Source organism: Roseibium sp. 10G30-5 (genome assembly GCF_055809635.1).
Genome location: NZ_CM147918.1, coordinates 1,823,562 through 1,835,000, shown reverse-complemented (window position 1 = coordinate 1,835,000; position 11,439 = coordinate 1,823,562). Strand labels below are relative to the sequence as shown.

At 56.1% G+C, this 11,439-nt stretch carries 9 protein-coding genes, 3 tRNA genes, 2 rRNA genes and 1 pseudogene; 8 read left to right on the top strand and 7 right to left on the bottom strand.

All coding sequences use genetic code 11. The features are described 5' to 3' along the window. Positions 1-9: 9 nt before the first annotated feature. From AC0L7U_RS09290 to AC0L7U_RS09270, 5 genes are all read left to right on the top strand, one after another. A tRNA-Ile gene (locus AC0L7U_RS09290) sits at positions 10-86 on the top strand. A gap of 36 nt (positions 87-122) precedes the next feature. Continuing rightward, a tRNA-Ala gene (locus tag AC0L7U_RS09285) sits at positions 123-198 on the top strand. Positions 199-565: 367 nt separating this feature from the next. Further along, a 23S ribosomal RNA gene (locus AC0L7U_RS09280) occupies positions 566-3,303 on the top strand. A gap of 158 nt (positions 3,304-3,461) precedes the next feature. After that, a 5S ribosomal RNA gene (gene rrf / locus AC0L7U_RS09275) occupies positions 3,462-3,576 on the top strand. A 42-nt stretch (positions 3,577-3,618) separates the two neighbouring features. Continuing rightward, positions 3,619-3,695, top strand: a tRNA-Met gene (locus AC0L7U_RS09270). A gap of 160 nt (positions 3,696-3,855) precedes the next feature. On the opposite strand, the pseudogene AC0L7U_RS09265 reads toward AC0L7U_RS09270, so the two are convergent. The 3 genes and pseudogenes from AC0L7U_RS09265 to AC0L7U_RS09255 form a co-directional block, all read right to left on the bottom strand. Then, positions 3,856-4,621: pseudogene (locus AC0L7U_RS09265) on the bottom strand (IS5 family transposase); the annotation flags it as partial. A gap of 75 nt (positions 4,622-4,696) precedes the next feature. After that, entirely contained in the window at positions 4,697-5,509 is an 813-nt protein-coding gene (locus AC0L7U_RS09260; RefSeq protein ID WP_473695525.1) for an MBL fold metallo-hydrolase, read from the bottom strand. 188 nt (positions 5,510-5,697) lie between these two features. After that, positions 5,698-6,435, bottom strand: a complete 738-nt coding sequence (locus AC0L7U_RS09255) for an SDR family NAD(P)-dependent oxidoreductase (RefSeq protein ID WP_473695523.1) — start codon at positions 6,433-6,435, stop codon at positions 5,698-5,700. A gap of 232 nt (positions 6,436-6,667) precedes the next feature. On the opposite strand from AC0L7U_RS09255, the gene AC0L7U_RS09250 reads away from it, so the two are divergent. After that, positions 6,668-7,603 carry a LysR family transcriptional regulator gene (locus AC0L7U_RS09250; RefSeq protein WP_473695521.1) on the top strand — a complete coding sequence of 312 codons (936 nt, stop codon included), beginning with the start codon at positions 6,668-6,670 and terminating at the stop codon, positions 7,601-7,603. 50 nt (positions 7,604-7,653) lie between these two features. Here the strand turns inward: AC0L7U_RS09250 and AC0L7U_RS09245 are convergent, their stop codons facing one another. Then, a complete protein-coding gene (locus tag AC0L7U_RS09245) occupies positions 7,654-8,184 on the bottom strand; it encodes a GNAT family N-acetyltransferase (protein ID WP_473695519.1) in 531 nt (176 codons plus the stop codon). Between the two features lie 286 nt (positions 8,185-8,470). Between AC0L7U_RS09245 and AC0L7U_RS09240 the strand changes: the two genes are divergently transcribed. After that, entirely contained in the window at positions 8,471-8,737 is a 267-nt protein-coding gene (locus AC0L7U_RS09240) for an SDR family NAD(P)-dependent oxidoreductase (protein ID WP_473695517.1), read from the top strand. Here AC0L7U_RS09240 and AC0L7U_RS09235 read toward each other — a convergent pair. Further along, positions 8,706-9,698: an MBL fold metallo-hydrolase gene (locus AC0L7U_RS09235; RefSeq protein WP_473695515.1), complete on the bottom strand. Its 993-nt coding sequence runs from the start codon at positions 9,696-9,698 to the stop codon at positions 8,706-8,708. The genes AC0L7U_RS09240 and AC0L7U_RS09235 overlap by 32 nt on opposite strands. Positions 9,699-9,865: 167 nt before the next feature. On the opposite strand from AC0L7U_RS09235, the gene AC0L7U_RS09230 reads away from it, so the two are divergent. Beyond that, entirely contained in the window at positions 9,866-10,504 is a 639-nt protein-coding gene (locus tag AC0L7U_RS09230) for a TetR/AcrR family transcriptional regulator (RefSeq protein WP_473695513.1), read from the top strand. 79 nt (positions 10,505-10,583) lie between these two features. Here AC0L7U_RS09230 and AC0L7U_RS09225 read toward each other — a convergent pair whose 3' ends face one another. Then, on the bottom strand, positions 10,584-10,760 hold the full coding sequence (locus tag AC0L7U_RS09225; RefSeq protein ID WP_473695511.1) for a hypothetical protein: 177 nt from the start codon (positions 10,758-10,760) through the stop codon (positions 10,584-10,586). A gap of 45 nt (positions 10,761-10,805) precedes the next feature. Then, the gene (locus AC0L7U_RS09220; RefSeq protein WP_473695509.1) at positions 10,806-11,429 is read right to left on the bottom strand and encodes a LysR family transcriptional regulator; all 624 of its coding nucleotides are present in this window, start codon (positions 11,427-11,429) and stop codon (positions 10,806-10,808) included. Positions 11,430-11,439: the final 10 nt, after the last annotated feature.

The window sequence follows — 11,439 nt, the reverse complement described above, 5'->3', positions numbered from 1 at the left end:
TTAAGACATGGGCCGGTAGCTCAGGTGGTTAGAGCGCACGCCTGATAAGCGTGAGGTCGGAGGTTCAAGTCCTCCTCGGCCCACCATCCTTTTGGGTGGTGAGTATGTCTTATCTTGAGAGCGGGGCTATAGCTCAGTTGGTAGAGCGCGTGCTTTGCAAGCATGAGGTCGTCGGTTCGATCCCGTCTGGCTCCACCACTCACTGCGTTCGGGTTTTACCGTGTCTTTTTGCATCTGGTTTTGATTGGATGTTTGGGTGGGGTTTGTGCTCTGGGTGTTTGTTTTACGAGCTCCCTTTTGGGTTGAGTTTGTTCGTTTTGTTGAAGAAGAAAAAGGTTTGCGATGCCTGTTGGCTTTGCATTTATGTTCTTGACATCGTTGAAGAGAAGATCGTTCGACCTCTGTGGTTTACTGCAGGGATCTACGTTTTAAGTAGGTAGCTAGCTTGACCGCATGGCTGTTGGATTGATCTCGAGAAACTGGTCTAATAATCAGTGTGATCATGCGTTGGAGCGTTCCTGCTTCAGTAAAGGGCGCGTGATTGATGAACATTGATAATGAGAGTGATCAAGTGTAATAAGGGCATTCGGTGGATGCCTTGGCGACAAGAGGCGATGAAGGACGTGATACGCTGCGATAAGCCATGGGGAGCTGCGAATAAGCTTTGATCCGTGGATTTCCGAATGGGGAAACCCACTCCGTATGGAGTATCCCGCAAGGGAAGCAAACCCGGTGAACTGAAACATCTAAGTAACCGGAGGAAAGGACATCAACCGAGACTCCGTTAGTAGTGGCGAGCGAACGCGGACCAGTGCCAGTGGTCATATTAGTAGAACCGGAACCGTCTGGAAAGTCGGGCCTTAGTGGGTGATAGCCCCGTATGGGTAGAAGCTTTTATGATCCTTGAGTAGGGCGGGACACGTGAAATCCTGTCTGAACATGGGGGGACCACCCTCCAAGCCTAAGTACTCCTTGTCGACCGATAGTGAACAAGTACCGTGAGGGAAAGGTGAAAAGCACCCCGACGAGGGGAGTGAAACAGATCCTGAAACCGGATGCCTACAAACAGTTGGAGCCCAAGGTTTGTCCTGGGTGACAGCGTACCTTTTGTATAATGGGTCAGCGACTTAATTTAGCGAGCAAGCTTAAGCCGATAGGTGTATGCGTAGGGAAACCGAGTCTTAATAGGGCGTTTTAGTTCGTTGGATTAGACCCGAAACCGAGTGATCTAGCCATGACTAGGTTGAAGGTGCGGTAACACGCACTGGAGGACCGAACCCACGCCTGTTGAAAAAGTCGGGGATGAGTTGTGGCTAGGGGTGAAAGGCCAATCAAACTCGGAAATAGCTGGTTCTCCGCGAAATCTATTTAGGTAGAGCGTCAGACGAATACTCTCGGGGGTAGAGCACTGGATGGGCTATGGGGGCTTACCGCCTTACTGATCCTAACCAAACTCCGAATACCGAGAAGTAGTATCTGGCAGACACACAGTGGGTGCTAACGTCCATTGTGGAGAGGGAAACAACCCTGACCGCCAGTTAAGGTCCCTAAGTTATGGCTAAGTGGGAAAGGATGTAGAACTCCCAAAACAACTAGGATGTTGGCTTAGAAGCAGCCATCATTTAAAGAAAGCGTAACAGCTCACTGGTCTAAATAAGGGGTTCCGCGCCGAAAATGTACCGGGGCTCAAGCCATACACCGAAACTGCGGGTGTGCACTTATGTGCATGCGGTAGCGGAGCGTTCTGTAAGTCTGCGAAGGGAGACCCGTGAGGGCTCTTGGAGATATCAGAAGTGCGAATGCTGACATGAGTAACGATAAAGGGTGTGAGAGACACCCTCGCCGAAAGTCCAAGGGTTCCTGCGCAACGCTAATCGGCGCAGGGTTAGTCGGCCCCTAAGGCGAGGCCGAAAGGCGTAGTCGATGGGAAACAGGTTAATATTCCTGTACTTGGTGGTAGTGACGGATGCCGTGTATCGTATTCCCTTATTGGATTGGGGATGCGGTGAAGGTGTTCCATGGAAATAGCTCCACCGCTATAAACCGTACCCGAAACCGACACAGGTGGACTGGTAGAGCATACCAAGGCGCTTGAGAGAACTGTGCTGAAGGAACTCGGCAAAATGCTCCCGTAAGTTCGCGAGAAGGGAGACCTCATGGTGGGCAACCATTGTGGGGTGGCACAGACCAGGGGGTGGCGACTGTTTATCAAAAACACAGGGCTCTGCGAAGTCGCAAGACGACGTATAGGGTCTGACGCCTGCCCGGTGCCGGAAGGTTAAGAGGAGGTGTGCAAGCTCCGAATTGAAGCCCCGGTAAACGGCGGCCGTAACTATAACGGTCCTAAGGTAGCGAAATTCCTTGTCGGGTAAGTTCCGACCTGCACGAATGGCGTAACGACTTCCCCGCTGTCTCCAGCACAGACTCAGTGAAATTGAATTCCCCGTGAAGATGCGGGGTTCCTGCGGTCAGACGGAAAGACCCCGTGCACCTTTACTACAGCTTCACACTGGTATTCGTGACGACATGTGTAGGATAGGTGGTAGACGTTGAAGCATTGGCGCCAGCTGATGTGGAGTCATCCTTGAAATACCACCCTTGTCGTTATGGATATCTAACCGCGGTACTACAATATCCGGGACCGTGTGTGGCGGGTAGTTTGACTGGGGCGGTCGCCTCCCAAATGGTAACGGAGGCGCGCGAAGGTGGGCTCAGAGCGGTCGGAAATCGCTCGTTGAGTGCAATGGCATAAGCCTGCCTGACTGCGAGACTGACAAGTCGAGCAGAGACGAAAGTCGGCCATAGTGATCCGGTGGTCCCTCGTGGAAGGGCCATCGCTCAACGGATAAAAGGTACGCCGGGGATAACAGGCTGATGATGCCCAAGAGTCCATATCGACGGCATTGTTTGGCACCTCGATGTCGACTCATCACATCCTGGGGCTGGAGCAGGTCCCAAGGGTTTGGCTGTTCGCCAATTAAAGTGGTACGTGAGTTGGGTTCAGAACGTCGCGAGACAGTTCGGTCCCTATCTGCCGTGGGTGTAGGAGAATTGAGAGGATCTGTCCCTAGTACGAGAGGACCGGGATGGACGTACCTCTGGTGGACCTGTTGTGGCGCCAGCCGCATTGCAGGGTAGCTATGTACGGAAGGGATAACCGCTGAAAGCATCTAAGCGGGAAACCCACCTCAAAACGAGTTCTCCCTGAAGAGCCGTGGAAGACCACCACGTCGATAGGAAGCGTGTGGAAGTGTGGCAACGCATGAAGCTTAGCTTTACTAATAGCTCGTTCGGCTTGATCCTCTCATTAGTCAATGTTCATCAAATCAACTGACCAGTTTTGCGAAAGTGCAAGGACAGACACACATCTGTTCAGGCCCTCTCAGGGATCCAGAATCCCAAACGCTCAAACCGCAAAACTCAAAACAGACCAGTTCTCGATATTTTCTGCGCTTCGCCGGCCTGGTGGCTCTAGCGGGGAGCCCCCACCCGATCCCGTCCCGAACTCGGCCGTGAAACTCCCCAGCGCCAATGGTACTGCATCTCAAGATGTGGGAGAGTAGGTCGCTGCCAGGCCTGCAAAACGCAGAAAATAATCTCGGATACATAAAATAATAACGCGGGATGGAGCAGCCCGGTAGCTCGTCAGGCTCATAACCTGAAGGTCGCAGGTTCAAATCCTGCTCCCGCAACCAAATTATAACAAATATGATGAAATACACCCGCTACAAAAGCGGGTTGTTTGCGTTCAAAATTAAAAAAAAATCAGAAACGCAGAAACTGTGCCTCCCATCCAAAGGCAAAATCGAAATAAAAATGGCGTCGCGGACGAAGTGTTTGACGGGCGACCTTTAGCGTTCTGTTGACAAAGTCACGTAGCCATATGCGTGCGGCTGCGAGATTGAGGAAAGCGGCGAAGGACGCCTTGGTCTTGTCGTAGTGGGTTGCTATCCGGCGGAACTGCTTGACCTTGTTGAACATGCGCTCGATCCGGTTCCTGTCTTTGTAAGCCCGAAAGTCGCACGGAATTGGCTCCCTGCGGTTTGACTTGGGCGGAATGACGGGACTGATGCCAGCGAGCAACAGACTTTGGCGCACCGCGTCGCCATCGTACCCCTTGTCAGCCAGAAACAAGTCTTGGCTTGCGGCATGGCATGTCCAGAAGAGCTGGAACAGTGCTGTAGTCGGATGCTTCGCCACCCGTCAGGACAAAGCCGAGAGGACATCCTGACCGTCCGTTCTGGAATGGATTTTTGTCGTAAAGCCGCCGCGTGATCGACCAAAAGCCTCCTTATGAGTCCCCCTTCTGCGCCCGCCGCCTGACTGTGGCCGCGAACCGTCGTGCTGCCAGTCATCGGTTAGCCCGAGGTCCACCAGCGTTTCCAGAAGGTCATCCCAGACGCCTTGCTCCGCCCATCGGCGAAAGCGAACATAGACCAGAGTTCCATTTCCCGTACCGCTCATGCATGTCGCGCCAGGGGCAGCCAACGCGTAGGACATGCAGCATGCCATTCAAATACCGGCGATTATCCAGGGCCGGGTGGGACTTCCGGCCGCGTTCTGTTGGAAGCAACCCTTCGATAAGTTCCCATTCTGCGTCTATCAGATCACCACGTGCCAAAACGGCCTCCTAAAAGACAGTCTAGAATCACGGATCAGCCGATTTTGGAATCCTCGTTGTCAACACAACCTAAAACTATGTCGCCAGATCGAGAAAACGCGCCAGATGTAGGCGCATTTCGGTGGGGGCGAGCTCGACACTTCCGCCATGGCCGGCAAGGATCCAGGAGAAACTCTCGCTGAGAAGGCATCGAAGGGATCGCAGTTGCTCCGACCAACTATACCAGTTGACGTCGGGAAATGCTTCGAAAGTATGGGTTTCTGGATTCCACGCCAATGAGTCGCCCGTGAAGAGAAAGCGATCATTGAGAAGATACATGACGCTCCCTCGCGTATGGCCGGGCACAGGCAGCACAGTGATTTCGGCCAGGATTTCCTGCCTGTCGTTACCGCGCCAGATGTCCGTGGCGAATGGTGCGCTGTCCGCGTCGTCTTGATGAATCCAGATTCGACTTTTGAAGTGTTTGCCGTATCGTTCCGCATCGGCGACATCGTCGCGGTGCGTCAGGAGGATGTGGTCCAGTCCGCCGCGTTCGGTGATCCATGCGACCAGATGTGAGGACCATCGCGGAGCATCAATCATCACCCGGCCCGCAGGAGTGTTCGCGAAGTAAGAATGGGCACCATAGGATGATCGCGCGTTATAGCCGAGCCTGAACACGTCCGGCGTGAGTTCTTGAGGAAACAGGTTGGCAGGTCGCGTCAGCACGCCCGGAGCTTCGACAGCAGACGTTGGACATACTTCGAGTGCTCGCCAGGCAGCGATCGTCTCGTCGTCAGTCAGGGGTTGTCGTACGAATACCGATCGCCCGCCCCTCTCCTCCAATAGTTGAGGCGCCATGGTCCGGGAAGCCATGCAATTGATGCAGCGCGAGTTGACTTTCCACATTGTTTCCTTCTCCGTTCTGAAAGTGCATCTCGTTGCTGGTCGCGAGTTGGACAACCTCAGCCCCATGTCGGGTTATCGAGCCGGGCCCAGATGCGCAGCGGCGCTGGCCTGTGACCTGACACGGTTTGCGCGCGTCCGCGGCTACCCCGTCGCTGGGATGGCAGTAGCCGCCCTCTCTTCGGTGCGATTCAATGGACAGCGGTTCCACCATCCACAGCAAGGATTTGCCCTGTCATCATGCTCGCCCCATCGCTGGTCAGGAACAGGCAAGCGCCGACGAGATCGGTGGCCTGCTCTGGCCTTGGGATGCTTTGCCCCATGATCGCCTGCTCCCGCACCTCCTCTGTATAACTGCCATTCTCCGCCATGTTCCTGGTTATCGTCAGGCCGGGCGCGATGGCGTTGACAGTAATCCCGTCATTACCGAGTTCGCGTGCCAGCGACCGGGTCAGCGAAGCAATCGCACCTTTGCTGGAAATGTAGTGAAGGAGGCGCGGCTGACCGGTGAAGATGGTTGCGGAGGTGATGTTGACGATGCGACCCCACTTTCGCTCCCGCATCCGCGGCGCAACAGCCTTGCTGCACAGAAACGGACCTAACGTGTTGACGGTCATGACGCGGGTCCATTCCTCCGGACTGATCTCTTCGAAAGGCTTGGGCTTGAGGCTGGAAGAGAGCGCAGCGTTATTGACAAGGATATCTACCGAACCATGGCGATTTTCGATGTCGGCGATACAGGCGTGGACACTCGTCTGATCTGAGACGTCGCATTGTGCGTGCTCCACATCAGGTGCTCCGGTGCTGGAATCCCAACACAGGTCGGCACCGACAACGGTGGCGCCTTGCGCATGAAGCGCCTGAGCGAGCGCCGCTCCAATTCCAGTTGCGGCGCCCGTGACGAGTGCAACTTTTCCATTCAGGGTCATGAGTTCCTCCTTTCATTCGCTTCGGCTCAACGCGGTAAATCGCCTGCGACTTAAACTATATCGGGCCGGCAAGACTGCGCGGGTCCACTCTTAAAGGCCGTCGGCATTTGCCGCTCCAGACCGTGCCGGGGGCGCGCTAAGGCTGGAAATGTGCCTGAGATACGCCTCTGTAGAGTAGTCATGGCTCCCCATAGTTGACAATGTAGTCGGAATTCCGATAAGTAATGCCGCTATGGCACAAATTGGCTTGGAACGGCTAACCGGTCTGATCGCGTTCGCAAGAGCAGCTTCGCTCGGTAGCTTTACGGCTGCGGCCCGAGCGCTCTCCATCTCGCCGTCCGCTGTGAGCAAGAGCGTTCAACGGCTGGAACAGCAGCTGGGCCTATCGCTCTTCACCCGCACCACGCGCACGTTGACGCTGACCCCCGAAGGCCGAGACCTTCACGAGCGCGCTTTGCGGCTGCTGCATGAAGCCGAGCAGATTGAACAAGCCGCTCTGGCCGCGCGTGGCGAACCGATCGGCACGATCAAGGTTACCGCTCCGCCGCCGATCTGTGTAAACGTGCTCTGTCCCCAATTGCCACGCTTTCGCGCCCTCTACCCCAACTTGCACGTCGACCTTCGGCTGGAAGATCAGCGCGTCGACCTGATCGAAGAGGGGGTGGACCTGGCAATCAGAGTGGGCGCTCTCGATGATTCCCGGTTGCTGTCAAAGGTGCTGGCACCGAACCTGTTCTGTGCGTTCGCATCGCCTGAATATCTGGCGCACAGGGGCACGCCGGAACATCCGGACAAACTGAACGAACATGACTGTGTAAATTTTCGGTTCCGAAGTACCGGTCAACTGGCGCGTTGGCCCTTTCGCATCGGCGAACGCGAGATTGAAATAACGCCGCCGGGCGGAATCACGGTTGATGAGGGCAATGCGGTTATGGCCGTTCTTGTTGCCGGTGGGGGCATTTGCGTCTCACCCTCATATATCGCAGCGCCCTATGTCACGAGAGGCGAACTTGTGCCGATCCTCATACAGTTCTCGGTCCATCGCCACGACGTTAGCGCGCTTTGGCCACAGAGCCGGCGAGCCAGTCCTAACGTCAGGGCGTTCCTTGACTTTATCTCGGAGGTTTTTGGTCCGCCGAACGCTTGGGACAAATTTATTGGCCGCTGAGGCAAGGTGCCCGCATTCGGGGCCGGCTTTTGGTGCCGCTCGCCACTTGGTCACACGTCGGACAGTTCCTTCTCGAGCACCAGGAGGCTGAGATCATCGCGAAGCGGCGTGCCGAAACGATCGTCACCATAGGGAAAAGGCTCTGTCTCGCCGGTCGCACGATAGCCACGCCGAATATACCAATCGATCAGCGTTTGCCTAACGTTAATAACGGTCATCCGGATGCGTTTTCCGCCGCGCTTGCGCGCCCATTGCTCTGCGGCATTCAGCAACGTCCGGCCGAAGCCTTCTTTCTGCCGGGAGGGGTCTGTTGCCAGCGAACCAATATACCAGACGTAATTACCCAGCGGCTCGATCCAGACACATCCCAGCAGCGTGGCGTCCCTGGGATCTTCCCATTTCAGGAGGCTGGCGTTGGGTTTTGTCAGTAGATCCGAGCGTAGAAGGGGCTCGGAAATGCGGTCACCGGAAAGATAACGTTCCTGTGTGCTCCAGCTTGGCGATCTGTCCGACCCTCGATAAGCCCGATTCATCAAAGTGACGATCGACGGTATATCTTTATCAGTGATCTCTAAGAGCATATTGGACGCTTTCTGGGATTATTCGCTTCGACGCCATGGAGAACCTATAGTTACGAGAAATCGCTGGGGAATGCCAGACAAGAGCACGAAAACAACCTGTTCGTGACCATGATTGCGGAGCCATCGATCAGTCCAGCGAGCCTTATGGCAACGCGCTGGGTCCAGTCGAGTGTTCCAACGATGTTTGACGCACCGTGACGGGTACGCATTGGCGAGTCGAGGCTAATCTGGGAACGAAATCAGGACTATCGTTGGTATAATGTCCTGAAGGCGCGGTCTGTGTCAGATGAAGCCAATCCACTCATCTGAAATGATCATGCAGAATGAAAACAGGGTCACGTTGGTCACCGGCGCTAACCAAGGTATCGGCCTTCAGATAGCGAAGGAGCTCGCCGCCCACGGACGTTTTGTGCTCGTCGGCTCGCGCAACATGAACGACGTTTCCTGCTGGCCGTGGTCAGAGTATCTAAAGCGTGTGCATCAAGGCAAAGCTCTCAGCCGGGGGGGTGCCGATGCCCTATCTAATGCGCCGAAGCCGGAAACGTTGGTATGATGGACAGGGCAGAAGAATCGTGCGCGGGGATGGCGTGAATTTGGGGATATTTGGCCACCGCCGCCCTGATAAGAGCGATATCCCGGTTTATTACCTTCCTGTTCTCGCCGATCAGAAACCGCATCAACCATGGTTTCTCTGCCGGGATGTCTAGGCCTTCCTTCTGAAACACAAGATCCCCGACAAATGCGTAACGTATCCCTGAAGGCAAGCTGACGAAAATCACCACCGAGCCAGGCGTGTGGCCGGGTGCCGGCACAATGACGACCGAACCGTCACCCCAAACGTCATGACTTCGCGGAAACCCAAGGTAAGGCCCGCCATCGAATACATAGGGGCGATAGTTGACGTCGGGAATGCTGTTGATGACCTCAGTACCTTTGGCGTGGGATTCAATGAACCGCTTGCCCGCGGCATCAATCAGGACCGGCACTCCCGGCAGATCGGTAAGGCCGCCGATATGATCCCAGTGGGCGTGCGTAGGGATAACGCCTGCAATGTCGCCGGGCCGGATACCGCCCGCTGCCAATTGGACGACAGCCGGGGTTCCCGTGACGTGATGCGATCGCTGAATTGCGGGAAGCAGCTTCATCTGCTGTTCAACCTTGGTGCCGAAACCGGTGTCGATAAGCAGATTGCCCCGCGGATGCCGGATCAGCACTGCCGTCGCCGCAAGGTGCCGTGTTTGGATCCACGAGCCACCGCGATAAGTGAGTGCCGCAGGGCTGTCATACGAGCCCGTTGGAATTATGCTGATCGACATTCCCACAGGCGGCGCTGCCGGAGGCAATTTCCCCACGGAGACTGGCGGGAGGTCCAGAGTGGCAGGCGTGAATGTAAGGCCAAAGACAAACAATCCGATCAGTAGGATCGCGGCGAACCCGCCAATTATTCTCCAGATCGGCCTCCGGGTAATCCCGCGTCTGCGGATGGCCGCTGCGCCCGTATCATCATCTGTCATGGCACTGAGTTCCCGTTAACAAAAGAAATTCGGCATCCGCTGCCGACCAAAGCGATCTTGACGGATCGCCAGTTTGTGTCGGTCCGACTTTCGTATAAGGTAATGGTGGGTATCTTATCGTCACCATCAAACGATAATGCTCATTATTGTTTGGAGTCAAGCGGCATATGAAAGACTGGCCTTCAGACCATCCCAAGGCGAAGCTGATGGCGCGCAAGCGGTCCGTCATCCTGCAAGCTGCGCGTGAGGCTTTCCTGCGCGACGGCTATAGCGGCGCAAGTATGGAGGCGATCGCGTCAAGCGCCGGTGTTTCGATCATGACTCTCTATCGCCATGCAGAAGGGAAAGATGACCTTTTCGCTGCGGTAATCGAGAGCGCTTGTCACCCGGTCGAGCACGAGGACCGAGCACGAATCGAAGAGGCGCTCAAGCAGCCCCTTCAGGATATCCTGGTCTTCGTTGGGATGATGTTTCAGGAGCGGCTGGCCAGCCCAGTAACGACGACCCTATTCCGGACGGTCATGGCGGAAATCAAGAGATTTCCAGAGCTTGCGGATATGGCCTATCGCGGGATGATCGGCACGCATGAAGATATGTTGACCGATTTCCTTGTAGGCCGGGCCGAATGCGCGAGCCTCGACGCGCATCAGTGTCGGCTCCTCAGCATGTCCTTCCTCAGCCGTCTGGTGGGAACTGAAAGCCTGCGCGTTCTGCTGGGTCTGGAGGGCGCTACTCAGGCAGAGCGGCTCGACCGTGCGCAATTAGCTGCCGCAGACCTGCTTTCACATCTACCAACGGATCAATAAGATCACTGCCCAGGAATTTCATAGGTCCCGCGATGCTTCCGCCACGATCCAGCGCCGGAATGCGTCATGCCCCTCGGCGTCACCCACGATCGGTTCTCGCCATACTAGATGCCAGGCTGTAATCGTCTTCAATCTCGACATCGAACAGGCGGACCAGGCTGATGGGCTGCAATATCGTCGGCAGCAAGCGCCGCGCGCGCCAGCGCCACCCCTTGTCCCATGGCAGCAGCTTGCAGGACGAGGGCGGCATCATCATAGATCGGGCCTTCCTGCGGCTCCGGCGCGTCGAGTCCTGCGGCAGTCAGCCATGGCCGCCACTTTTGCCGGGGGAGCGAATGGCGGTGACCGACAGAAGGTCGCGCGGCGCGGCGAGCCGGTGCCGTTCGGCGAAATCCGGACTGCAGACCGGGTAGATAGTGCTTGTCATCAGTTTGGTTGACTGTAGCCCCGGCCATTCCCCCGGGCCGTACCGAATGGCGAGGTCGATGCCGTCGCGCCCATCAAGCGAAGTCAGGCTTGCGGTCGGGCGGATAGCGATCTCCACATCGGGATAGTCGGCCTGAAACCCGGTAATCCGCGGAACCAGCCAACGCGCCGCAAAGCTCGGCAGGACGCTGACATTCAAGGTCCGCCGCGCATCATGGTTCCGGACGCGACTGCGCGCTGCCGCGAATGCGTTTGCGAGTTGCTTCAGCCCCTGACGTATGTCGAGCACGAGGATTTGTCCGGCATCCGTCAGGATCATGCGTTGGCCGTCACGTACGAAAAGACGGTTGCCAAGGTCGCGTTCCAGCCGGGCGATATGGTGGCTGATGGCACCATGGGTCAGCGAAAGCTCTTCGGCCGCGCGGCTGTAACTTAGGTGACGCGCCGCCGCTTCGAAGGCTCGGAGGGTCTGGAGTGGAGGAATATACTGATTCATCATTGTCAATATA

Excerpts from the sequence above, each read along its gene's own strand:
- AC0L7U_RS09225 (WP_473695511.1), bottom strand. The coding sequence starts at position 10,760 with ATGATGATGCCGCCCTCGTCCTGCAAGCTGCTGCCATGGGACAAGGGG.
- AC0L7U_RS09240 (WP_473695517.1), top strand. The coding sequence starts at position 8,471 with ATGAAGCCAATCCACTCATCTGAAATGATCATGCAGAATGAAAACAGG.
- AC0L7U_RS09235 (WP_473695515.1), bottom strand. The coding sequence starts at position 9,698 with ATGACAGATGATGATACGGGCGCAGCGGCCATCCGCAGACGCGGGATT.
- AC0L7U_RS09260 (WP_473695525.1), bottom strand. The coding sequence starts at position 5,509 with ATGTGGAAAGTCAACTCGCGCTGCATCAATTGCATGGCTTCCCGGACC.
- AC0L7U_RS09230 (WP_473695513.1), top strand. The coding sequence starts at position 9,866 with ATGAAAGACTGGCCTTCAGACCATCCCAAGGCGAAGCTGATGGCGCGC.
- AC0L7U_RS09250 (WP_473695521.1), top strand. The coding sequence starts at position 6,668 with ATGGCACAAATTGGCTTGGAACGGCTAACCGGTCTGATCGCGTTCGCA.
- AC0L7U_RS09220 (WP_473695509.1), bottom strand. The coding sequence starts at position 11,429 with ATGATGAATCAGTATATTCCTCCACTCCAGACCCTCCGAGCCTTCGAA.
- AC0L7U_RS09245 (WP_473695519.1), bottom strand. The coding sequence starts at position 8,184 with ATGCTCTTAGAGATCACTGATAAAGATATACCGTCGATCGTCACTTTG.
- AC0L7U_RS09255 (WP_473695523.1), bottom strand. The coding sequence starts at position 6,435 with ATGACCCTGAATGGAAAAGTTGCACTCGTCACGGGCGCCGCAACTGGA.